This is a genomic window from Mesonia aquimarina (genome assembly GCF_003667275.1).
GTDB classification, from domain to species: Bacteria; Bacteroidota; Bacteroidia; order Flavobacteriales; family Flavobacteriaceae; genus Mesonia; species Mesonia aquimarina.
Window position 1 is genome coordinate 508,383 of record NZ_RCNV01000001.1, and the last position, 23,298, is coordinate 531,680.

At 32.5% G+C, this 23,298-nt stretch carries 29 protein-coding genes; 12 read left to right on the top strand and 17 right to left on the bottom strand.

What is annotated here, in order from left to right; genetic code table 11:
- Positions 1 to 113: 113 nt before the first annotated feature.
- Genes D9R05_RS02500 through D9R05_RS02510 form a run of 3 tightly spaced genes read right to left on the bottom strand, consistent with a single transcriptional unit; the run spans position 114 to position 2,489 of the window.
- Positions 114 to 1,514, bottom strand: a complete 1,401-nt coding sequence (locus D9R05_RS02500; RefSeq protein WP_121665628.1) for a T9SS type A sorting domain-containing protein — start codon at positions 1,512 to 1,514, stop codon at positions 114 to 116.
- 30 nt (positions 1,515 to 1,544) lie between these two features.
- Positions 1,545 to 2,129 carry a BspA family leucine-rich repeat surface protein gene (locus D9R05_RS02505; protein WP_121665629.1) on the bottom strand — a complete coding sequence of 195 codons (585 nt, stop codon included), beginning with the start codon at positions 2,127 to 2,129 and terminating at the stop codon, positions 1,545 to 1,547.
- Between the two features lie 21 nt (positions 2,130 to 2,150).
- A complete protein-coding gene (locus tag D9R05_RS02510) occupies positions 2,151 to 2,489 on the bottom strand; it encodes a PKD domain-containing protein (RefSeq protein ID WP_162984875.1) in 339 nt (112 codons plus the stop codon).
- 94 nt (positions 2,490 to 2,583) lie between these two features.
- Here D9R05_RS02510 and D9R05_RS02515 point away from each other — a divergent pair, with 94 nt between their 5' ends.
- On the top strand, positions 2,584 to 3,177 hold the full coding sequence (locus D9R05_RS02515; protein WP_121665631.1) for a YdeI/OmpD-associated family protein: 594 nt from the start codon (positions 2,584 to 2,586) through the stop codon (positions 3,175 to 3,177).
- Between the two features lie 52 nt (positions 3,178 to 3,229).
- Here the strand turns inward: D9R05_RS02515 and yajC are convergent, their stop codons facing one another.
- The 4 genes from yajC to D9R05_RS02535 form a co-directional block, all read right to left on the bottom strand.
- Positions 3,230 to 3,532, bottom strand: coding sequence for a preprotein translocase subunit YajC (yajC, locus tag D9R05_RS02520; protein ID WP_162984876.1), 303 nt, complete (start codon positions 3,530 to 3,532; stop codon positions 3,230 to 3,232).
- A gap of 3 nt (positions 3,533 to 3,535) precedes the next feature.
- Positions 3,536 to 4,015, bottom strand: a complete 480-nt coding sequence (locus D9R05_RS02525; RefSeq protein WP_121665632.1) for a DUF1573 domain-containing protein — start codon at positions 4,013 to 4,015, stop codon at positions 3,536 to 3,538.
- A 62-nt stretch (positions 4,016 to 4,077) separates the two neighbouring features.
- Positions 4,078 to 5,019 carry a transcription antitermination factor NusB gene (gene nusB / locus D9R05_RS02530; RefSeq protein WP_121665633.1) on the bottom strand — a complete coding sequence of 314 codons (942 nt, stop codon included), beginning with the start codon at positions 5,017 to 5,019 and terminating at the stop codon, positions 4,078 to 4,080.
- A gap of 92 nt (positions 5,020 to 5,111) precedes the next feature.
- The gene (locus D9R05_RS02535) at positions 5,112 to 6,212 is read right to left on the bottom strand and encodes a Glu/Leu/Phe/Val family dehydrogenase (RefSeq protein WP_121665634.1); all 1,101 of its coding nucleotides are present in this window, start codon (positions 6,210 to 6,212) and stop codon (positions 5,112 to 5,114) included.
- Positions 6,213 to 6,339: 127 nt separating this feature from the next.
- Between D9R05_RS02535 and D9R05_RS02540 the strand changes: the two genes are divergently transcribed.
- Together D9R05_RS02540 and D9R05_RS02545 are read left to right on the top strand one after the other, a co-directional pair.
- Positions 6,340 to 8,097 (top strand): ABC transporter ATP-binding protein, encoded by a 1,758-nt coding sequence (locus D9R05_RS02540; RefSeq protein WP_121665635.1) that lies wholly within the window; start codon positions 6,340 to 6,342, stop codon positions 8,095 to 8,097.
- Between the two features lie 71 nt (positions 8,098 to 8,168).
- On the top strand, positions 8,169 to 8,552 hold the full coding sequence (locus tag D9R05_RS02545) for a PUR family DNA/RNA-binding protein (protein WP_121665636.1): 384 nt from the start codon (positions 8,169 to 8,171) through the stop codon (positions 8,550 to 8,552).
- A 64-nt stretch (positions 8,553 to 8,616) separates the two neighbouring features.
- On the opposite strand, the gene D9R05_RS02550 is transcribed toward D9R05_RS02545, so the two are convergent.
- Entirely contained in the window at positions 8,617 to 9,378 is a 762-nt protein-coding gene (locus D9R05_RS02550; protein WP_121665637.1) for an XRE family transcriptional regulator, read from the bottom strand.
- 104 nt (positions 9,379 to 9,482) lie between these two features.
- Here D9R05_RS02550 and D9R05_RS02555 point away from each other — a divergent pair, with 104 nt between their 5' ends.
- The 4 genes from D9R05_RS02555 (at position 9,483) to D9R05_RS02565 (ending at position 12,706) form a co-directional block, all read left to right on the top strand.
- Complete coding sequence (locus D9R05_RS02555) at positions 9,483 to 10,766, top strand: putative DNA modification/repair radical SAM protein (RefSeq protein WP_121665638.1); 1,284 nt, start codon at positions 9,483 to 9,485, stop codon at positions 10,764 to 10,766.
- A gap of 117 nt (positions 10,767 to 10,883) precedes the next feature.
- On the top strand, positions 10,884 to 11,639 hold the full coding sequence (locus D9R05_RS02560) for a TIGR03915 family putative DNA repair protein (protein ID WP_121665639.1): 756 nt from the start codon (positions 10,884 to 10,886) through the stop codon (positions 11,637 to 11,639).
- 124 nt (positions 11,640 to 11,763) lie between these two features.
- Positions 11,764 to 11,898, top strand: coding sequence for a hypothetical protein (locus D9R05_RS15670; RefSeq protein ID WP_262696553.1), 135 nt, complete (start codon positions 11,764 to 11,766; stop codon positions 11,896 to 11,898).
- Between the two features lie 70 nt (positions 11,899 to 11,968).
- Positions 11,969 to 12,706, top strand: coding sequence for a class I SAM-dependent methyltransferase (locus tag D9R05_RS02565; protein ID WP_121665832.1), 738 nt, complete (start codon positions 11,969 to 11,971; stop codon positions 12,704 to 12,706).
- A 19-nt stretch (positions 12,707 to 12,725) separates the two neighbouring features.
- Here the strand turns inward: D9R05_RS02565 and D9R05_RS02570 are convergent, their stop codons facing one another.
- The 7 genes from D9R05_RS02570 to D9R05_RS02600 all read right to left on the bottom strand — a co-directional run bounded on the left by D9R05_RS02570 (position 12,726) and on the right by D9R05_RS02600 (position 17,702).
- Entirely contained in the window at positions 12,726 to 13,001 is a 276-nt protein-coding gene (locus tag D9R05_RS02570) for an ATP-dependent Clp protease adaptor ClpS (RefSeq protein ID WP_121665640.1), read from the bottom strand.
- A gap of 50 nt (positions 13,002 to 13,051) precedes the next feature.
- Entirely contained in the window at positions 13,052 to 13,885 is an 834-nt protein-coding gene (prmA, locus tag D9R05_RS02575; RefSeq protein ID WP_121665641.1) for a 50S ribosomal protein L11 methyltransferase, read from the bottom strand.
- A 192-nt stretch (positions 13,886 to 14,077) separates the two neighbouring features.
- Complete coding sequence (gene tpiA, locus D9R05_RS02580; protein WP_121665642.1) at positions 14,078 to 14,833, bottom strand: triose-phosphate isomerase; 756 nt, start codon at positions 14,831 to 14,833, stop codon at positions 14,078 to 14,080.
- A 17-nt stretch (positions 14,834 to 14,850) separates the two neighbouring features.
- The gene (locus D9R05_RS02585; RefSeq protein ID WP_121665643.1) at positions 14,851 to 15,927 is read right to left on the bottom strand and encodes an ABC transporter permease; all 1,077 of its coding nucleotides are present in this window, start codon (positions 15,925 to 15,927) and stop codon (positions 14,851 to 14,853) included.
- A 12-nt stretch (positions 15,928 to 15,939) separates the two neighbouring features.
- Positions 15,940 to 16,110 carry a hypothetical protein gene (locus tag D9R05_RS02590; protein WP_162984877.1) on the bottom strand — a complete coding sequence of 57 codons (171 nt, stop codon included), beginning with the start codon at positions 16,108 to 16,110 and terminating at the stop codon, positions 15,940 to 15,942.
- A 65-nt stretch (positions 16,111 to 16,175) separates the two neighbouring features.
- Positions 16,176 to 17,144, bottom strand: a complete 969-nt coding sequence (locus D9R05_RS02595) for a BT_3928 family protein (protein ID WP_121665645.1) — start codon at positions 17,142 to 17,144, stop codon at positions 16,176 to 16,178.
- 15 nt (positions 17,145 to 17,159) lie between these two features.
- A complete protein-coding gene (locus tag D9R05_RS02600; protein ID WP_121665646.1) occupies positions 17,160 to 17,702 on the bottom strand; it encodes a DUF1599 domain-containing protein in 543 nt (180 codons plus the stop codon).
- Between the two features lie 66 nt (positions 17,703 to 17,768).
- On the opposite strand from D9R05_RS02600, the gene folP reads away from it, so the two are divergent.
- Genes folP through D9R05_RS02620 form a run of 4 tightly spaced genes read left to right on the top strand, consistent with a single transcriptional unit; the run spans position 17,769 to position 20,206 of the window.
- Entirely contained in the window at positions 17,769 to 18,593 is an 825-nt protein-coding gene (gene folP / locus D9R05_RS02605) for a dihydropteroate synthase (RefSeq protein ID WP_121665833.1), read from the top strand.
- Between the two features lie 28 nt (positions 18,594 to 18,621).
- Positions 18,622 to 19,407: a diadenylate cyclase CdaA gene (gene cdaA / locus D9R05_RS02610; protein WP_121665834.1), complete on the top strand. Its 786-nt coding sequence runs from the start codon at positions 18,622 to 18,624 to the stop codon at positions 19,405 to 19,407.
- Positions 19,408 to 19,422: 15 nt separating this feature from the next.
- Positions 19,423 to 19,794 carry a DUF3667 domain-containing protein gene (locus D9R05_RS02615; protein WP_121665647.1) on the top strand — a complete coding sequence of 124 codons (372 nt, stop codon included), beginning with the start codon at positions 19,423 to 19,425 and terminating at the stop codon, positions 19,792 to 19,794.
- Positions 19,795 to 19,804: 10 nt separating this feature from the next.
- Positions 19,805 to 20,206 (top strand): hypothetical protein, encoded by a 402-nt coding sequence (locus D9R05_RS02620; RefSeq protein ID WP_162984878.1) that lies wholly within the window; start codon positions 19,805 to 19,807, stop codon positions 20,204 to 20,206.
- Here D9R05_RS02620 and D9R05_RS02625 read toward each other — a convergent pair.
- Positions 20,203 to 21,975, bottom strand: a complete 1,773-nt coding sequence (locus D9R05_RS02625; RefSeq protein WP_121665649.1) for an ABC transporter ATP-binding protein — start codon at positions 21,973 to 21,975, stop codon at positions 20,203 to 20,205. The genes D9R05_RS02620 and D9R05_RS02625 overlap by 4 nt on opposite strands.
- Entirely contained in the window at positions 21,976 to 22,725 is a 750-nt protein-coding gene (gene truA, locus D9R05_RS02630) for a tRNA pseudouridine(38-40) synthase TruA (RefSeq protein ID WP_121665650.1), read from the bottom strand.
- Between the two features lie 77 nt (positions 22,726 to 22,802).
- Between truA and D9R05_RS02635 the strand changes: the two genes are divergently transcribed.
- On the top strand, positions 22,803 to 23,297 hold the full coding sequence (locus D9R05_RS02635) for a metallophosphoesterase family protein (protein WP_121665651.1): 495 nt from the start codon (positions 22,803 to 22,805) through the stop codon (positions 23,295 to 23,297).
- Position 23,298 lies beyond the last annotated feature (1 nt).

The following is a 23,298-nucleotide window of genomic DNA, read 5'->3' on the forward strand; positions in this document are numbered from 1 at the left end:
AACAAAACAAACCATATGAATATATTATAGATCCTCAACTTTAAGCAAAAAACAGTCATCATACATACAATTTCTATATTATCTCGTGAAGCACTATCCAGGTAAAACCACAATTACTCTTTAATCAATTGTTGATTTAAATTTCCTTGATTAGTTTTAACTTGAAGAATATACATTCCTTCACTTAAGTTTTCAAGGTTAATGGATTTTAAATTCTTTTTTATAGATAATATTTCTTGTCCTTGAATATTAAAAATATCCACTTGCTCAACTTCTACAGATGAAACTGTTTTAATATTCAGTACACTTTGTGCAGGGTTTGGATATAAAGAAACACTATCTTTTAAATCATACTTTTTAACCTCTAATGGTTCTATAATTTCAGTAGAAACAGTGTTGGTAATAATTGGTTCGTTATAATCAAAGTAAATACTTGCATTGCCACTTATAACATCTCCTACTTCCACATTAGCTTTTGGTTTTATTTTATAAGCTACAAAACCATGACTTCCTGGCTCATCTTCACCTTCATAAGGAAGATTGATATCATCAAAAAAGAACTCAACGTGATTTCCGTCGGTTATCTCCACACGATAACCATCACTTGAGCTTAGCATTTGTATTGTACTCCAATCTAATTTTGCATCAAGATCATCTTCTAATCGTACATTTATAGCACTTGCAGAGCCTGTATTTTGAAAACGGATAATATAAACTAAATATTCATCAACTTCCTCTAAAAATATCTCTTCACCCTGTAATACTTGCTTATCATTCGGATCAAAAGCATTTACAACTTCTTGTTCAAAATTAAATGCATTATCCTCTGGAGTGTATTCATTTTCCTCAGGTGTTACAGTAGTAATAAAATTCAACTCATCTCCTCCATTTACCGTGGGCGGTTCAAAGGTTTGCATTGTTAAATCGATGGTTTGTGTTCCAAACGGTGGCAAATCTGTTAACTCAAAATTCAATTCACTATCAGTTGATGATGATAAATTTTGGCTTGCACTTATAAATGATTGCATTTCATCATCAAAAGTCAAATTCACTTCGGCATCAGTCACTGTTTGTGTCCCTAAATTATTGACCACCAGTTGATAATTTGCTTCAAAACCAGGTCGGGCTTCGCTGATAGGTAGTAATGTAATATTTAAATCTTCAATAGCTTGGTTAGCGGTGATGCAGAAATCTACTTGTTCTTGACTGCCTGAACCTGTGAAGTTAAATGTCGTAGTTTCTGGAGTTACTGTAAAGTATTCTGGTAAGTTGATTAATTCAATGGTATAATTACCCTCCAATAAGTTTAAGTTGTAATGTCCATCGGATAGACTAAATGATCCAATGTCATAAGTTTCATCATTGGCATTTATAAGGAATCCTTCAGCAGACATATCATCATCGCTACAACCATCATTATTTTCATCGTAATGAACATTTCCATAAATATAATTAAACGCGCAATCTTCAGAAATGTTATCTCCAGTTATAGACCAGCCTCGATTATTTATCAATTCATTTCTAACACCTTCGTTACAATATTCCTAATTATCGGCTACCAATGTTTTATTTACCAAACCTATTTCTTCAAATCGTTCCAATAAGTTGTCGTAGTTATAAATATCCAATCCACTGTCTTCTATAAAACCTGTTTGATAAAAACTATCATCATAAAAATTTACTTCAGCGTTAAAACTCCAACTCGATAAATCTTGATTAAAACTCGTTGCCTTATAAAACATACCATGCATATCTGTAACATTAGATATATCCCAAGTATCAAGAGGTTGATTAAATGAATCTGCTTCATTAAACATATAAATCATACTATCTACATTGGAAACATCCCAATCATTAAGGGGTTGATCAAAGGACTCTGCAAGCCAAAACATAGCTTGCATATTTATAACATTTGATACATCCCAATTATTAAGGGGTTGATCAAAGGAAATTGCGTTATGAAACATCGAACTCATATTAGTTACATTGGAAACATCCCAACTATTAATAGTACCATTAAAATTACTACACTGATAAAACATGAGCTTCATACTACTTACTTGACTTAAATCAGGAGTATCTGTCGCATTAAGAACCATATTGGAACAACCCCAGAATACTCTTTCCATTGATTCCCATTGAATATCTCCTCACTGTTCAATACTTTTTAATTCAAGATCATCAGATAAGGGTATATTAAATACTGGAAAATCCCCAGATATACTTACCGTGTAAGTGCCTGATGTGGCATATGTATGAAAAATGTTATCTGTAACATTGTTAACAATTGTTCCATCACCAAAATCAATAGAAAAATCATAATCATAACCTGGAGAAGTTATGAATTCAACTGTAAAACCATTAAGTTGACTTGGTGTATTCTCCCAAGTAGTAATAAATGGAGCGCCTTGTGCGTAAGAAACAATAGTTCCTAAAATAAAGAAAAGAGCTAAGTAAAATTTTTTCATTGGTATATAGATTTTCAGCAATATAACTATTATATATAAACAACCTATAAACTTAATAGTTAAATTTTTAACAGTATGAATTATATCATAATTTTATATATTTTCACAAAAAATTATGGCTACAAAAAAAGTTGAAGATTTTATAGAGAAACATTCCCATTTCAAAAATGAACTTTCTCAATTAAGAACATTATTAACTTCATTTAAACAGCTTGAAGAAACTATAAAATGGGGAATACCTACTTATACAGTCAATAAGAAAAATGTAATTGGTTTAGGTACCTTCAAAAATCATTATGCAATATGGTTTTTTAACGGAGCGCTTTTAAAAGAAAATACCGATTTATTAATAAACGCTCAAGAAGGAAAAACAAAAGCGCTTAGGCAGATTAAATTTCATAAAGAAGAAAAACCTGATCTAACTGTTCTAAAAAAATACATTGAAGAAGCCATTCAGTTACAATTAGCAGGAAAGGAAATAAAAAAAACAAGTAATAAACCACTCCAACTTCCTGAGGAATTAGTCACAGTATTAAAGAAAAATAAAGAGACTGAACTTGCTTTCAAAAAATTCACCAAAGGAAAACAACGTGAGTTTGCTACTTATATAAAGGAAGCTAAACAAGAAAAAACCAAGCAAAAAAGATTAGAGAAAATTATTCCTTTAATAGAAGCTGGAAAAGGATTGCATGATAAATACCGGAAATAAAAAAGGACCTCAACATTGAGATCCTTTTTTATATAATTGAAAAAATAAGTTACTATTTTTTCTCTTCTTTTTTGGGAGCGTTCAGTTGTTTACTCATCTCCATTGATATGGAAGATTTATCAAAAGTAATTTTCCCTGCTCCGGTTTCTATAATTACTGAATTTAATTTTTCACTAAAATCAATAATTTTACCGTGCATTCCACTTTTGGTAATAACCTTATCTCCTTTTTTTAAGTCTGCCGCAAATTTCTTTTCATCTTTTTGCTTTTTCATTTGTGGTCTTATCATAAAAAAATAAAACACGATGAATAAGCCCAGAAAAGGCAACAAACTCATTATTCCATCTGTACTCATAAATTACTTTACTGGATTTCCTGAAGCAGCTTGACCTTTAGGCTGAACAAATGCTTTAATTTTAATCATCTCTTGTCCAGACTCAGTGTTAGCTGTAATTCTTACAGTCTTCATTTGGTTATTAGGTTTTCCTTTAGAGTTAAACTTTACAGTCATTTCTCCTTTTTCACCTGGAGCAATTTCTTCTCCTCTTGGCCAAGACGGAACTGTACATCCACAGCTACCTTTTGCATTTGTAATAACTAATGGAGCATCTCCTGTGTTTGTAAATGAGAAAACATGCTCTACTACATCTCCTTCTTGAATAGTACCGAAATCATGCATTTCTTCGTTAAACGTCATTGCTGCAAATTCTTCTGATTTTGCATCACGCTCTGCTACTTCTTTTGCATTTTCTTCTTTCACTTTTTCTGAAGCGTTTTCTTTACAAGAAGTAAATACCATTGCCGCAACAGCAGCTAACATTAATAATCCTTTTTTCATTTTTACGGTTTTAATTGTTTGTAATTAATTTTCAAACGCTAAAAATAAGAAATTTTGCGTTATTACATTAATCCTCGTCCAATTTTATTCAATTTTTCTTGCTCTTTATACTCTTTGGAAAGTTTATCAAGAATTCCATTAATAAAAATACTACTTTTTGGTGTACTGTATTCTTTTGCAACTTCCAAGTATTCATTGATGGTAACTTTTACAGGAATAGAAGAGAAATAAAGAAACTCTGCAACAGCCATTCTTAATAAAACAGCGTCAATTTCGGCTATTCTGTCCTTATCCCAATTAGGAGTTTTCCCCGTAATATCCTGCTCGTATTGTTCCTGATTTAGCAAGGTTTTCTTCAACAAATCAAAAGCAAACTCTTTATCTTCTATATTTTTGTATAAACGTGGTAATTTTAATTTTTCGTCTGTAGCTTTTATTTTTTTAAATAATTTTAAAAGTGTCGTATTTACGATGGGTAAATCGTCTAACCAGGTAAGTTTTTTATCTTCTAAATAATCGTATAACTTTTCATTTGGAGCTATGATATTTTTAAAAATATCGATAATAAAATCTTTATCTTCTTTAAAAGTAGAAGTTCGTGTTTCTAGGTAATTTTTATAACTAGTACTTTCTTGAATTTCTCTCCAAATAATTTGAACATATTCGTCGTCTCTTCTCCAATGATTTAACTTTCGATCTTCAAGCAATTCATTTAATTGATCGTTTTGCTCGATGAGTGCAAAGACTTTATTTTCTACAAATTTTAAATTCGGATTTTTATCCTCTTCTGTGGCTAGAATTTTTTGCTGAGATTTTTCTATAAAATCTTGTGCTTTGTTTTTTACTTCTACAAATAAAGATAAGTTCAATAGAAAAAGATTATACATCTCTTCCATACTTTTTTGTAGAAATTTTTCTTCTGCTTGCAGGTTTTCATTTTTAGATTGCTCAAATGCATAAAGGCTCTGCATTACTTTTACCCGAATATGTCTTCTTGTTAACATAGCTTATTTTAAAAGAACGTTTTTAAAAAAATAAAGGGCGAAATTTCTTTCGCCCTGCAAAAATATAATTTTATTTACGGAATATTAACCGCTTATTGATTTTCTTTTTTACGAGCATCAATTCTATCTTGGGCAATTTTTAACGCAGCTTGGTGTGTTGTAATTTCTGCTTGCTCGGCTTCGGTTAAAATTTCTAGCGTGGTATTGTAAATATTTTCTGTTTTACGCATTGTTTCAGCTTTATCGTAACCTTCAATTTCTGCGTATACGTTTATAATACCTCCTGCATTAATTAAGAAATCAGGCGCGTAAACAATTCCTTTTTGTTTCAATAATTCACCGTGAGTTACCTCTTGCGCTAATTGGTTATTTGCTGCACCGGCAATAACTTTTGCTCTAAGACGACCAATTGTTTCGTCGTTTACAGTTGCCCCTAATGCACAAGGTGCATAAATATCTACATCTTCTGAATAAAGATCGCTCCCCTCATAAATAGTAGCACCGTAAGTTTTACTTACTTCTTCTAAACGTTCTTGATTTATATCACTAATGATTACATTTCCACCTTCTTCAGTAATATACTTTACTAAGGTTTCACCAACGTGACCAATTCCTTGAACGATTACTTTTTTTCCGGCTAGGTTATCTGATCCGAATTTAAATTTAGAAGCTGCTTTCATTCCCATATAAACACCATATGCTGTTACGGGTGATGGATTTCCTGAACCTCCTTTACTTTCTGAAATACCGCTTACGTGTTTTGTTACTTCACGAACGGTATCCATATCTGATGTCTCCATACCAACATCTTCTGCTGTAATGTATTTTCCGCTAAGTGAATCTACAAATTTCCCAAATCTTCTCATTAATTCGGGTGTTTTTTGTGTTTTTGCATCACCTATAATCACTGCTTTTCCACCTCCTAAATTAAGTCCTGTAACGGCACTTTTAAAGGTCATCCCGCGTGATAAACGCAATACATCGTTCAGTGCTTCCCATTCACTCTGGTAATTCCACATACGTGTTCCGCCTAAAGCCGGACCTAAAACTGTATTATGTATCCCGATAATTGCTTTTAAACCTGTATCTTTGTCGTTGCAAAAAACCACTTGTTCGTGGTCGTCAAATGAAAGTTGCCCGAAAACCGGAGCAGCTTTTTTTAGTTCATTTGCTTTTAAAATTTCAGCAGTCATAAGCTGTTTATTTAGTGATTAAGTTTTTCTCAAAATTAAGCACAAAATTAATGAATATTTCAAATATTCTTCTATTTATTGATGTTAAAATGAGAATTTATCAATTATTATTAGGTCAACGCCCATTATGAAAGAATTAAAACACCTCAATAAATATTTTTTAAAATACAAAGGCCGACTTTTTATCGGACTCATTATTACGGTTGCCGCCCGAATTTTTGCGCTGTATGTTCCGCAGTTTATCGGTGACTCTACCAATGTAATTGAAGAATATATCAATGAAGAAGTCACCAGCATATCGGTGGTGAAATCCGAATTAATAAAGAATATTCTTCTCATTTTAGGAGCTGCATTTTTATCGGGTTTCTTAACTTTTTTAATGCGACAAACTTTTATTGTAGTGTCACGCTACATAGAATTTGATCTTAAAAATGAAGTATTTGAGCAATACCAAAACCTATCTTTAAACTTCTATAAAAAAAATAGAACCGGAGATTTAATGAACCGAATCAGCGAGGACGTTTCTAAAGTAAGAATGTATGCCGGTCCGGCTTTAATGTATAGCGTACAAACCGTTACCCTTTTTGTTGTGGTTTTAGCTTATATGATTAGTAAAGCTCCATTACTTACGCTATACACGGTTGCTCCATTACCATTTTTATCTTTTGCTATATACAAACTCAGCAGAGCTATAAATCAGCGAAGTACTATTGTTCAGCAATATCTTTCTAAACTAAGCACCTTTACACAAGAAAGTTTCAGCGGAATTTCTGTAATTAAAAGTTATGGCTTAGAGCAACAAATCAATAAAGATTTTGTCCAGCTTTCTAATACCAGCAAAGAAAAAAACATCGACTTGGTAAAAGTGCAAGCTTTCTTTTTTCCATTAATGGTTTTATTAATCGGATTGAGTAATATTTTGGTGATTTATATTGGCGGAAAACGCTTTATTGATGGTGAAATAGAAAATGTAGGAACCATTGTAGAATTTCTGCTCTATGTAAATATGCTTACTTGGCCAGTGGCTACCGTAGGTTGGGTTGCAGATATGGTTCAGCGTGCGGAAGCTTCCCAAAAAAGAATCAACGAATTTTTAAAGGAAGAACCAGAGATTAAAAATAATACCCATAATAATACTCCTGTAAAAGGCAAAATTAGTTTTAAAAATGTCAGTTTCACTTATGATGATACAAATATTACTGCTTTAAAAAATATTTCATTTGAAGTGAATCCGGGAGAAACACTGGCTATAGTAGGAAAAACAGGTTCCGGTAAATCATCAATATTAGAACTCATTGGTCGTTTATACGATGTTTCTCAAGGAACCTTATTTATTGATGAGCAACCTATAACTGAGTTCAACCTCAAACAGCTTAGAAAAAATATTGGTTATGTTCCGCAAGATGCCTTCTTGTTTAGCGATTCTATAAAAAACAATATTAAATTCGGTAAGGCCGATGCTAGCGATAAAGAAGTAATGGAAGCTGCTAAAAATGCAGCCGTTCATAAAAATATAGCTGCATTTAGCAAAGGCTATGATACTGTTTTAGGCGAACGTGGCATCACGCTTTCCGGCGGACAAAAACAACGGGTTTCTATTGCTCGTGCAATAATTCAAGATCCTAATATTTTGCTTTTTGATGATTGTCTTTCTGCGGTTGACACTGAAACAGAAGAAGAAATTTTAAATAACCTCCATAAAATTTCTAAGGATAAAACAACCATTATTGTAAGTCACCGAGTTTCTTCGGCCAAAAATGCTGATAAAATTATTGTATTAGAAGACGGAAAAATAATTCAACAAGGCACTCATAATCAACTTACAAATTCAGCAGGATACTATCAAGAACTCTATTTAAAACAATTAAGCGAAAAAGAAAGTTGATTTTTTTTGGCAGATGTTAATTTTTTTAAGATTTTTGAAGAAGTAAAACAAAACATTAATAACTTTCGACTATGAGCGATAAAGGAACGATGCAGCGAGAAGAAATATTTTCTAAAGTATTAAGAGCCGGAAGGCGTACATATTTCTTTGATGTAAGAGCCACAAAAGCAGATGACTACTACCTAACCATTACGGAAAGTAAAAAATTTACCAACGAAGATGGTTCTTTCTACTACAAAAAACACAAAATTTACCTTTATAAAGAAGATTTTGCTGGTTTTGAAGAAATCTTAAAAGAAATGACAGATTACATTGTCGAAGAAAAAGGCGAAGAAGTAATTAGTGAACGTCATCAGAAAAATTTCAAAAAAGAATACGAAACTGTTTCAGAAAACGGTGAAAGTAATTCTGATTCTACAGGAGATTTTACCGATGTAAGTTTTGATGATATATAGAAATACATTAAAACCTACTTGTTTAGCTTTAAAAAACTCGTTTTATACAATACAAAACGAGTTTCTACCTTTTAATAGAGCTCAGTTGCGCTTTCAATTCATCCATAGATTGTTGCAATTGTTTTAGCATACTATTTTCAGAATTGGCGTCTAAACTAAATGTTAGCTTACTAGTAACTTGCCAAATTTCCTGAATATTTGAAACTTTAACTTCAAATGGCGCATATTCTTCATTTAAAGAAACTAATCTAATTTTTGAAGGCTCAATTAATTTATGTAGCTTTTTTACCACAACCGTATCGTACATTACTATTACATAAATTTTATGATCGGTAGCTTCCGCTAAACTCGGGATCGCTTTTGCCAAAACCCAATCGTCCGGACGTAAATTAGGCAACATACTATCACCTTCTACTTGAAAACCACGATAGGTTGCATTTCTGTATTGGGGTAACGGAAAGTCGAAAGCAGGCAATTGTTTATACCACTCTACATCTTGAATATTATGCGGGTATCCTGCTGCTGCACGTTGATTTACCATCATAATATTTTCATCTTCTTCAGAATTTACCGTAATCACTTTTGGCATCGTATCTACTTGATGAATATTTAAATGTTTTTGATGACTTTGCCCAAACAACCACATTGGGTTAATGCTAAATTGTTTCAAAAGTTCCATGACGACTGTTCCGGCAAGTTTTGTTCTGCCGCGTTCAATATCTGCAGTTGAACTTTTTATACCTAATTTTTCAGCAAATTCAGCTTGTGTAAACTGATTTTCCTCCCGAACTTCTTTAAATCGTTTTATTTCAATAGCTGTTTCCATATCCCAAATATACATTTTAACGGAATATTTCCGAAATAATTTTAGGAATAAATCCATTTAAAAGGAATTAATCCGTAATTTCGTATAAATTCCAAAATGAAGATATGAATTTTGATCGAATAAAAGAAAAACTTACTATTCTTGCCGATGCTGCTAAATATGATGTTTCTTGCTCTAGCAGCGGAAGCAAACGTCAAAATACCACAAAAGGTTTGGGAGATTCCAGCGGAATGGGAATTTGCCATAGTTATACCGAAGATGGGCGCTGTATTTCGTTACTAAAAATTTTATTGACCAACCATTGCATTTTCGATTGTGCGTATTGCGTAACCCGAAAAAGTAATGACATAAAACGCGCGGCATTTAAAGTGCAAGAAGTAGTTGATTTAACGATTAATTTTTACCGAAGAAATTATATTGAAGGGCTTTTTTTAAGTTCAGGAATTTTTAAAAGTCCCGATGCTACAATGGAACGCTTGGTGGAAGTAGCTAAAAAATTACGCCTAGAAGAAAATTTTAACGGTTATATTCATTTAAAATCTATTCCCGGAGCGAGTGATGAGTTAATGCACGAAGCAGGTTTATATGCCGATCGGCTTTCGGTAAATATAGAAATTCCCACAAAAGAAGGACTCAAATTATTAGCACCCGATAAAGAGCGAAAGGATTTTTTACAACCGATGAAAAAAGTAAAAAATGAAATTATAAAATATAAGGCTGAAAAAAAATTGATAAAAAGCACGCCAAAATTTGCTCCGGCGGGACAAAGCACGCAAATGATTGTCGGCGCCACACAAGAAACCGATGCGCAAATTATGTACACCGCGGCATATTTTTATAAAAAATACCAAATGAAGCGCGTTTATTATTCAGGTTATATTCCTATAAGTTACGATCCGCGTTTGCCTTCTATCGAAACAGAAGTACCAATGTTACGCGAAAACAGACTGTACCAAACCGATTGGCTAATGCGTTTTTACGGATTTTCTATTGAAGAATTACTGAATAAAGAGCACCCGAATTTAGATAGCGATATTGATCCGAAATTGAGTTGGGCGCTACGAAATTTACATTTATTTCCTGTGGATGTAAATAAAGCAGAAAAAGAGATGTTAGCGAGAATTCCTGGATTAGGTATGAAATCGGTTTATAAAATTTTAGGCGCCAGAAAATATAGAAATCTTAATTGGGAACACCTTAAAAAAATTGGCGTCGCTTTAAACAGAGCGCGCTATTTTATGGTTTGTAATTCTAGCGATTATGAAAAAAGAGATTTATCGGCGGCTTCAATTAAAAGTTTAATTCTTCAAAATTCGGCGAGTAAATTTAGAAACACCTATTCTAATCAGTTGAATTTATTTGATAAAGCTGATGCGTTAATTAAATAGTAAAACTTCGATAAGCTGGGTTTAACAAACTCTGATTGATATTTATTTTTAATCTCACCGTAATAATGAGATGCTGAAACAAGTTCAGCATGACGATACTAAAAGATTTATTTAACTATGATTTTTAAATACGATGGCTCTTTTGAAGGTTTTTTAACCGCAGTATTTTCTGTTTATGAGTTTAAATGTGAAAATGTCACGATTATTAAGGAAACTCAACACGTTGAAAGTTTATTTGAAGAAACAGAAGTGGTCATAACTTCGGAAGAAAAAGCAAATCGTGTTTGGAAAAAAATTCAGCAAAAAACCGGCTCAAAAGGAAGCCGACAAATTTATTGGGCTTTTTTAAGTGAATTATCCGGCGTAGAAAATACATTGTTTCAATATATTCAACACGCGATTAATTCAACTAAAAATATCACTACCGATTATTCTAATCAAGCGGTTTTAGAAGTTTCACAAATCGTTAAAAAAGTGGGTCGAGAAAAACATAGAATGGATGCCTTTGTTCGTTTCAGAAAAACGAAAGACAATATTTATTTTGCTACTATTGAACCCGATTTTAATGTCTTGCCGCTAAATGCCAAACATTTTAAAAATCGTTACGCCGACCAACATTGGTGTATTTACGATCTAAAACGAAATTATGGAATTTATTATGATTTAGATTCAGTTGAAATAATTCAGTTAGAACTTCCGAATTCTATTTTAAATACCTCAACCGATTTTTTTACTGCTGAAGAAATGCAATTTCAACAACTTTGGAAAAATTATTTTGACAGCACGAATATTAAATCTCGAAAAAACACTAAACTTCACCAACAACACGTTCCGAAACGTTATTGGAAATATTTAAGTGAGAAGTATTTATAAGCCTGTAACAGTCGAAAAGTGTTAAATATATCTTAAATTACTACTTTGTTATACCTAGTACTGTAACAAAACTAAAAGTTGAGCGTCTTTTAAGTAAGACATCAAATCAAAAAAACGATACATTATGAAAACTACAAAAACTGTTTTAAACGAAATGAGCGTAAAAACGCTAGAAACGCAAACTGACGATAACCACTATTCTACCGTGAATAGCCGAAAAAAATTCTGGAATAGTAAACGCCGATATTTAATTAGTTAGTTGTTCTCATTCATCAATCAAAAGGCGTAAAAGACTGGCAAATTTGCCAGTCTTTTTTGTATTTTTAAAAATGAAAGATAATTTCTCAAAAGATTCAGATAACTACGCGAAATACCGACCGCAATATCCCACCGATCTTTACGAATATTTATTTTCACTTTGTAATAATTTTGAAAAAGCTTGGGATTGTGGCACCGGAAATGGACAAATTGCTAAAACTCTCGCTGAAAAATTTAAGCAAGTTGAAGCGACTGATATTAGTGAAAATCAATTAAAACAAGCACCTGAGTTAGCTAATATTAATTATTCTATTCAACAAGCAGAAAAAACCAATTTTCCAGATCATCAATTTAATTTAATTACCGTAGCGCAAGCAATCCATTGGTTTGAATTCAACGATTTTTATAAAGAAGTAAAACGCACGCTTCAACCTAATGGGATTTTAGCCGTTATTGGTTACGGTTTGTTAACTATCAATCCCGAAATCGATAAAATTATTCATCATTTTTATGAAAATATTATCAGTGAATATTGGGATAAAGAACGAAAATATATTGAAGAAAATTACCAAACTATTCCATTTCCGTTTAAAGAATTAGAAACGCCATCTTTTGAAATAAACTATAAGTGGAACGCCGAAGATCTTTTAAATTACCTCAATACCTGGTCGGCTGTTAAACATTATCAAGAAAAAAATAATGAAAATCCCATACAATTAATAATAAATGAAATACAAGAAACTTGGGGAAATAAAAAAAGAGAAGTAAAATTTCCTATCCTCTTGCGAATAGGAAAAAATTTCTCTTAATAGATTTATGTAATAATTACTACTGAATTTCAGCGCTAATTCCAGCTTCCAGCAATTTTGTACATCGCGGCTGTAAATCTTCAAAGTCACCGGTTTTCACCCCGCATTTTCCTTTATAGTGAATTAATAATGTGCATTGCTCGGCTTGTAACATATCGTGTTCACAAGCATCCATAAGCATTTCTATAACATGATCAAACGTGTTTACATCGTCGTTAAAAACCACGATTTCGTTTTGCTTTTCTTCTTTGGTTTCGGTAAGAACTTCTTCTAAAACTTCTTCTTGAACACTCATGATATTTTTATTTAAAAGATAAAATTAATAAATAAGATACTTTCAATCAACTATTTAACAAATTTAACAGCTACCCAATCTTCTCGTTCTAAATGACTTTCATATTTCAACGCTAATTTTTTACACGCTTCCAAAATAACAGGTAAATCATCTTTATAAAATCCGCTTAAAAATAACGCTCCATTTTTATTTAAAGCTTCACAATAATCTCCCATATCATTAAGCAAGATATTTCGATTGATATTGGCAATAATAACATCGAAATTTTTGTCTTTTAATAAACCAACATCTCCCTCATGAACTGAAATTTCTGTACAATTATTGCGCTCGATATTTTCAAGTGTATTTAAATAACACCAATTATCTATATCGATTGCTTCTACCGGTTTGGCTCCTTTCATTGCAGTGAGAATTGCTAAAACGCCGGTTCCGCAACCCATATCCAAAACCGATTTTTGATTCCAATTTTCATTTAAAATATGTTGAATCATCATATGTGTAGTGGCGTGATGACCGGTACCAAAACTCATTTTTGGTTCGATAACAATATCAAACTCTGTATCTAATTTTGGATGAAACGGTGCTCTAACTTGACATTTTTCTGCTACTAGAATTGGTGAAAAATTCTTTTCCCATTCTGAATTCCAATTGACTTGCTCGATATCTTCTGAAGTAAATTCTATTTTAAAATCTTCTGAATTTAAAATCTGGATATCTTCTAATTGGTCAAGTTGAAATTCTGACGAAAGAATAAATGCTTCAAGTCCATTCTCCGTTTCAACAAAACTTTCAAAACCAATTTCACCCAATTGGGCAATTAAGATTTCAGTTCCAGGTTGAAGCGGACTTACTTTAAAATAAAATCCTTTATAGGCTTGACTCATTTCTTATTTTTTTTGCAAAAATAAAACATCCTGCTAGAGAACAGGATGTTTAAAAGATATTTTTATTTATTTCTCGCGCAAGGGATTTAATGGTGTGTTTGAGCTCTTTTTAAATTTCTGCGACAGCTGAAATTTTAAAAAGCGAGTAATGAAAGCCCGACCACACTTTTTTGTGGGGTTGCGCCCATTTTTTTAGAAAGAGTTAGCAATCGCTAAAAAATCATCTGCTTTTAAAGAAGCACCGCCAATTAGACCGCCATCAACATCCTTCTTTGAGAAAATTTCTTTTGCGTTTGCAGGTTTTACACTTCCGCCGTACAGAATAGAAACTTCATCTGCTATAGCGGAATTATATTGATCTGCAATCATTTTTCTGATTTCAGCATGCATTTCTTGCGCTTGCTCTGGCGTTGCAGTTTCACCTGTACCTATTGCCCAAACCGGTTCGTAAGCAATAACCACATTTTTAAAATTCTCAGCCTTAATATGAAAAAGTCCTTTTTCTAATTGCTCCTTGACAACCTCTATATGCTTAGCTTCTTTTCTACTTTTCAACTCTTCACCTACGCAAAAAATAATATTCATTTTTTTTGCTAAGGCAGTATTTACTTTTTCGGCTAATAAAGCGTTGGTTTCATGAAATATGCTACGACGCTCACTGTGACCTAAAATTACATTTTTAACACCTACTCCTTTTAACATCTCAACAGAAACTTCTCCGGTAAAAGCCCCATTCTGTTCTTGATGCATGTTCTGTGCTGCAACATGAATATTAGTTTCACGCAATGATTGAAAAGCCGGATACAAATTAGTAAATGATGGCGCTACCATTAAGTGTACATCATTACTAACACTATCTAATTGATTTTTTATTTCTCCTAATAAATCTTCCATTTCTGCAAGGTCACAATTCATTTTCCAATTTCCGGCTACTATTTTTGTTCTCATTTGTTAAAAATTTAAAGTTAAGAATGGGCTATTTTGGGATCTAACCATCCGTAAATAATATCGACTAAAATATTAATAATGATAAATAAAAGGGCAATTATTAAGACTGCACCCATAATAATGGGCAAATCTAAGGTATTTAAAGCATCTACAATTTCCTTTCCGAGTCCGTTCCAACCAAAAATATATTCAACAAAAACAGCTCCGGCCAACATCGAGGCAAACCAACCTGAAATTGCAGTAATTACAGGGTTTAATGAATTTTTCAATGCATGACGCAAAATTATTTGCTGTGTAGAAAGTCCTTTTGCACGTGCAGTTCTAATATAATCTTGTTGTAAAACTTCTAAGAGAGAATTTCGCATTAATTGAATAACCACCGCTAATGGACGGATTCCTAAAACGATTGCTGGTAAAATTAAATTTTTAAGTTTCAATTGGTTTTCTTCTCCAAAATCATCTAATTCATATAAACTTCCGGTCATATTTAAATTTGTGTATTCGTGTAAAACATAACCAAATAACCATGCGAATAAAATGGCACTAAAAAACGAGGGAACGCTCATCCCAAATGTGCTGAAAACCTGAATAGCTTTATCGACTGGTTTATCTTTTTGCAAAGCAGAAATAACGCCCAAAAAAATCCCGATTATTAAAGCTATTGTTATTGCTGAAATTGCTAAAACCGCAGTATTTGGTAAGGTCTCGGCAATAATACTAGACACTTTTTTCCCATTTTGCTGAAATGATTCTCGTAAATACGGGAATTTTAATGCGACTTTAATTTCCGCTATTTGAAAAAGTGAAGTTGCAGTATATTTGTTTTCTTCTAAATAGGTATAATCGGCTGGTTTTGTTGAATGAAAAGAAACAGGCGACAAATCATTTACGTAATAAAAATATTGCGTGGTTAATGATTTATCAAAGCCATATTTAGCGCCGACTGCTTTTAATTGTTCTTCACTTTCGTTTTGCCCTAACATCATTTGCGCAGGATCGCCCGGAAGAATATTAAACAACAAAAAAATGACCGTAATTACTCCTAAAATAGTTAGTAATGAATAACCTAATTTTTGAAGAATATACCTGACCAAAAAAGTTAGTTTTTAAATGAATTTAGGTTTTGAAAATAAAAACCATTTTACTTGAATTTTTGTTCCACTTTGAGTTTCTACGGAATTAAACTTCGGACTCAACACTCCTAATAACAATGCTAAAACAATAGTTATCCAATGTGTAAATTCTATATTAAAAACAAACTCTGTTAAAAAAAGCATCAGAGCTATTAATAGCAACGAGCAAGCTACATGATATATATATGGTAAGACTTTCTTCATCATTTCTAATTAAGCGTTAAATCTTTAGCATCATTCCAATGTTCTTTTTGGATAATGGTTCCATTTTCAAGCGTCATTAAACCTGGGTTAGACCGCACAATTGTTTTGATAGCGGTTTCATCAGTAAAATAAAAATTGAAATCATATCCATAAGTATCCTTTATTTCTTTGATTTCTTGTGGTCCTGAAGCTGAAAGCCCAACCACTCGATAACCTTTTTCTTGAGCTTGTTTTACGGCATTTTTTATAGCTGACCAACCTTGTTTTTCAGATTTTGATAAATTATAAGCAACGACAACCAAAACTTTTTCTTCATTTAAAATCTCATCAGTAGCATCGCCTTCTTGGTTAAAAAAGCCAAAGTCATGAATAGGCGGAATTATTTTTCCGTCCGGAACTTGCATTCCTTCTTCAATTTTCACGCCTTCTTTATAAGCTCTAAAATCTATTAACGGTAAATGCATTAATACATAATAACCAAAACCTAAACAAGCTGTAAATGTTATAAAAACAATCCATTTATGTGAAGAGGCCGGTTGAAATAAAGGGGTATAATATTTCTTCTGAAAAAATAACAAAAGAATTAAAACGAGTAAAACTACGTCTTTACTAAAAGACTCCCAAGGAGTTAGTGGTAAAGCATCACCAAAACAACCACAATCGGTTACTTTATTAAAATAAGCTGAGTAAAAGGTAAGAAAGGTAAAGAAAATAATCATTAAGAGTAAGCTCCACAAGGTGAATCGTTTAGCATAACCCAAGATTAACATAACGCCTAAAAGCAATTCAAAAATCACTAAAAAAACGGCTAAACCTAAAGCAAAAGGTTGTAAAAATTCTAAGCCTAAAACACCTTCACTAAAATATTCTTTTAGCTTATACGAAAATCCTAAAGGATCGTTCAGCTTGATAAAACCACTGATGATAAATAATATCCCGACAAAAATTCTAGCAACTCCAACAATATATTTCATAAATAAAATTTATTTTTATTGATCTTCTTTTAATAAAATTAATGCAAAGACGGCATAATTTATCATATCTTGATAATTTGCATCTATTCCTTCGCTAACTAAAGTTTTTCCTTTATTATTTTCTATTTGCTTAACGCGTAATAACTTCTGTAATATTAAATCGGTAAGCGAACTGATACGCATTTCTCGCCAAGCTTCACTGTAATCATGATTTTTATTCTCCATTAATGTCTTGGTTTCGCTCACCAATTCATCATATAAAGTTAAGGCTTCCTCTAAGGCTAAATCAGGTTGATCTACCACTCCTTTTTTTAGCTGTATTAAAGCCATTAACGAATAATTTATGATCCCTATAAATTCTGGTATTTCATTTTCGTCTATTTTCTGCACCTCATTTTCCTGTAACCCACGAATACGTTGTGCTTTAATAAAAATTTGATCGGTTAAGGAAGGAAGCCGTAAAATACGCCAAGCACTTCCGTAATCGCTCATTTTTTTTGAAAATAAATCGCGGCACTTTTTTATAACCGCATCATATTGGGTAGAGGTATTTTGCATGAAAACGCTGTATTTTGCGTAAATTTCGGAGAAAATTTTAAAATATTCAAAGTAATTTTATTCTTTATGACAATCAATTGCCACGGAAAGCTCATTAATCTTGATTCACCCAAAATTATGGGCATTTTAAATCTTACTCCTGATTCATTTTACGATGGCGGAAGATACAAAAATGAACAAGATTTTTTACAACAAACAGAAAAAATGCTCAGTGAAGGAGCTACTTTTATAGATCTTGGCGCATACAGTTCTCGACCGGGTGCTAAAAATATTTCAGAAGAAGAAGAATTACAACGGATTATTCCTGTCGTCGAATTGTTAATCAAAGAATTTCCTGAAATCATTCTTTCTATCGATACCTTCAGAAGTAAAATTGCGCAACAAACTATAGAAGCCGGCGCCGCAATAATCAATGATATTTCTGCTGGAAATTTAGATGATACAATGTTTGAAAAAATAGCACATTTACAAGTACCATACATTATGATGCATATGAAAGGGAATCCGCAAACCATGCAAAAACAAACGGATTACAAAAATATGCTACAAGAAATCACCTATTATTTCAGTCAAAAAATTAAAGAAGCTAGAGCATTTGGAATAAACGATATTATTATAGATCCAGGCTTTGGGTTTTCTAAAACAAATCAGCAAAATTTTTCTTTGCTCCGTGAAATGAAATTTTTTGAGCATATAAATTGCCCCACATTAGCTGGGCTTTCTAGAAAATCCATGATTTACAAAACCTTAAACACCAGCCCTGATCAAGCTTTAAACGGCACCAGTGTTTTAAACACGATAGCACTGCTAAACGGTGCTTCTATTTTGCGTGTTCATGACGTAAAACCCGCAAAAGAATGTATAAGTCTATTTGAACAACTTAACAACTAAATTTATACATTTACAAAAAAGACCAATTTTGGATTCATTTGACTTTCTAGATTTACGCATTCTCGATATTGTCGATATTGTTTTAGTCGCCGTTCTACTTTACTACATCTATAAATTAGTAAAAGGAAGTGCCGCCATCAATATTTTCATAGGAATTGTGATTATTTATTTGGTTTGGAAACTTACCCAATTATTGAAAATGGAAATGCTCTCCAGCGTTTTAGGTGAATTTATTGGAGTAGGGATGTTTGCGCTGATTGTCGTTTTTCAACAAGAAATAAGAAAGTTTTTATTAATGGTGGGTTCTACAAATTTCACCAATAAACGAAGTTTTTTACGTCAGATTAAATTTATGCGTGACGATACAGAAGAAACCAGTAATGATATTGCTGCCATTGTTCGCGCTTGTAATAAAATGGGAGAAACAAATACCGGAGCACTTATCGTTATAAAACGAAATACACGCTTAGATTTTGTTAAAAATTCTGGCGACACGATGGATATTGAAGTTAACCAACCTATTATTGAATCTATTTTTTATAAAAACAGTACGCTTCACGATGGCGCAATTGTTATTGAAGATAACAGAGTTACTGCTACGCGAGTAATTTTACCGGTTTCTAATGATAGAAACATTCCATTACGATTTGGACTTAGACACCGTGCTGCTGTTGGAATTACAGAAAAAACCGATGCGCTTGCCCTCGTTGTTAGCGAAGAAACCGGACAAACTTCTTATATTAAAAATGGTGGATTTGAAATTTATGATTCCCCGGAAGATTTAATCAATAAATTAAAAGAAGATTTGGAGTAAATAGCATCAGATAAAATGAATTGTAAAAATTGTGAAAAACAATTGCTGGGAGCAGACAGTTACTGTAATCAATGTGGAGCTAAAGTAATCCGACAGCGTTTAACATTAAGAAATGTAGGAGAAGAATTTGTTAATATTTTTTTAAATGTAGACAATACATTTCTAAAGACTTTTTTACAAATGTTAATCAATCCACATTTGGTGATCCTAGATTATATTTCGGGAATAAGAAAAAAGTACTTAAATGTAATAAGTTACTTTACCATCGCATTAACTTTAGCAGGATTACAGCTCTTTATTCTTAGAAAATTTTATCCTGAAGCTTTAGCAATGCCAGAGTTTTATCAAAGTGCAACTGTTGTTATGGACCTAAACTGGCTATTTTGACTATTACTCTATGCTTATCCTTTTATGCTTACCTATTTATGCGTTAATCGCAAAATTAACTTTTATTAAGTACAAAAAATTTAATTATACCGAACATTTAGTCACGATGACTTATCTAATGGCTCATTATACCATTATTAGTGTATTAATAATATTACCGGTAGCGATTTTAGGAGGAAATTATATGGAAGTGGGAATGTTTTTAAATCTACTTCTCTTTTTTATGACTTGTTATACTTATAAAAAAATGTATCCGCTTTCAGTTAAACAATTACTGTTTTCCGTTTTTTTATTTTTTGTGTTTGCCGCTGTTATTTTTATAATTCTGGAAATAATATTTGTAGCATATTTATTTTTAACCGGTGATTTGCAGGAATTAATTGAAGCTAGTAAAGCCTCACAAGGACTCTAAATTTCCTCTTCCTGCATAAATTGCACTTCATACAGGCTTTTGTAATAACCGCCTTCTTGTTGCAATAATTGCTGATGTGTACCAATTTCAACAATATTTCCTTGATCCATGACTATAATTTTATCGGCCTTTTTTATAGTCGCTAAACGGTGGGCAATAACAATAGAAGTTCTTCCCTTGGTAATTTTCTCGGTAGCATCTTGCATGAGTTGTTCGCTGTAACTATCTACTGAAGAGGTTGCCTCATCTAAAACCAGAATACTAGGATTGCTAACATAAGCCCGCAAAAATGCAATTAATTGTCGCTGACCAGAGGAAAGCATCACGCCACGCTCTTTAACATTGTAATAATATTGATTAGGTAAACTGCTAATAAACTCGTGTACCCCGATTCGCTTGGCAGCCTCTATAACTTCTTCCTCCTTAATCTCTGGGTGATTAAGTGTTATGTTATTCATAATTGTATCCGCAAACAAAAATACATCTTGTAAAACCACAGCAATTTCATTTCGTAGTGACTTTAAAGTAAAATCTTTTACATCAATAGTATCAATTGAAATTTTACCGCTATCTATTTCATAAAAACGGCTCAATAAATTAATAATAGTACTTTTTCCGGCTCCAGTAGCTCCAACAATAGCAACGGTTTCTCCGGCTTTTACTTCAAACGAAATCCCTTTTAAGACTTCTTCATTTTCTATATAACTAAAGCGAACATCTTTAAATTGAATTTCTCCAACTAAATTTTCGGCTTTTATTTTTCCGGTATTTTTTATGGTAGATTTGGTATCTAAAATTCCGAATACGCGATTAGCAGCCACCATTCCCATTTGCAGCGTATTAAATTTATCAGCTATTTGGCGCAAAGGTCTAAACAACATTTGTATTAACTGAATAAACATAATAATAACTCCAAGCGAAAGTGCTTCGCCATTAGTTTCTACAACGCGTAAACCACCAAACCAAACTACTAAACCAATAGTAATTGAACTGGACATTTCGGCTATGGGGAAGAATATAGAATTGTACCAAACAGTTTTTACCCACGCCTTTTTATGCTTTTCATTAATCGATTTAAAATGATCATATTCTGTTTGCTCACGCCCAAAAATCTGAACAATTTTCATTCCCGTTAAGCGTTCCTGAACAAAGGAATTTAAATTAGAAACTTGCGTTCGAACTTCCTCAAAAGCAATTTTCATTTTTTTCTGAAAAACTCGTGTTGCATATAACACAAATGGGAGAACAAGTAAAACCAACAATGTCATTCTCCAACTCTGTACAAACATAAACCCAAGTACAACAAGCATTTTTAGCAAATCACTAATAATCATAAAAAGCCCTTGACTAAAAATACTGGCAATAGTTTCTATATCACTTACGGCACGAGTCACCAATCGACCTACAGCAGATTGATCATAATATTGCTTTTTAAAATTAAGCATGTGTTCAAACAAATTCACCCGTAAATCACGAATTACTTCTTGTCCAAGCCAGTTGGCAAAGTAGATAAATAAAAACTGAAAAACCACTTCTAAGACTAATGCAGCAAGCATTAAGCAAATATAAAGGACCAAATTATCATTATCTTTTGGCACTATACTTTCATCAACAGTAACTTTGGTAAGATAAGGTCTTACAACACCAAAAACAGAAAGCAGAACTGCTGCAATACCCACAAAATAAAACGTCCATTTATATGGATTGGTATAACGTATCAGTCGTTTAAAAAGACCAAAATTAAATGCGTTCCCGGTATTGCTTGCCATTTAGTTTTTAATTATTGTATTTGGATATTCTACCTCTGTTAAAAATAAGCCTTTTGCATCTACAGATTTCCCGGCTTTTCCCCGATCTCTGCTCTCCAAAATTAAACGAAAATCATCAAGACTTATTTTTTTTAAGCCAATTTCTATAAGCGTTCCTACAATTGCCCGTACCATATTTCGTAAAAAGCGATCGGCTTTAATTGTAAAAATTAATTGATGCTCTTTTTGTTCCCAAAAAGCTTTTTCAATCTTGCAATTATACGTTTTTACATCGGTTTTAGATTTAGAAAAACATTTAAAATCTCTATAGTCTAATAAGATTTTTGATGCTTCATTCATTAAATCTACATCTAAACTTTTTTTTACATAACATGAAAAATCTTCTAAAAATGGATCTTTTCGGGTAGTGATATAATAATTATATGTTCTTCCAATTGCATCAAAACGCGCATGAGCATCAGCCTTAACCTCATAAATAGCATTTATAGAAATATCATTTGGTAAAATTGTATTCAGCTTAAATAGAAGTTGCTGAAAATCAATTTCAGATTGATCAACATCTGCATGCGCTAATAATTGCTTTGCATGAACGCCCGTATCTGTTCTCCCCGCTCCTACTACAGCTACTTTTTGTTGAAAAGCTACAGCAAGACTTTTTTCTACCATTTCTTGAACAGAAATTGCATTCGGCTGGATTTGCCAACCGTGGTAGGCTTTTCCATTGTAAGATAAATCAAGAAAAAAACGCAACTTATTTTTTTTACATTTGGAACTGCAAAGATACAAGAAACTATCAGTTCAAAACCCTAATTTAAAATCATCTTATTTTGAAAAAAATTCTTCTTTTAAGCGACACGCACAGTTATATTGATGATCGAATTTTAACTTATGCAACCAAAGCCGATGAAGTATGGCATGCAGGCGATATTGGAAATTTAAAGATTACCGATAAATTAGCTGAGGTTGCTCGAGTAAGAGCAGTTTACGGGAATATTGATGATGAAAAAATTAGAAAAGAATTTCCACTTAACAATCGTTTTTTTTGTGAAGAAGTGGATGTTTTAATTACACATATTGGCGGTTATCCTAAAAAATACAACGCGAGGATTAGGGAAGAATTGAAAAGAAATCCCCCCAAATTATATATCTGTGGGCACTCACATATTTTAAAAGTCATGCACGATAAGCAATTTGATTTACTGCATATGAATCCGGGAGCATGCGGCAAACACGGATTTCATCAAGTAAGAACTATGCTTCGGTTTGAAATTGATAAAAAAGAGATTAAAAATTTAGAAGTTATTGAACTTGGAAAGCGCTAGT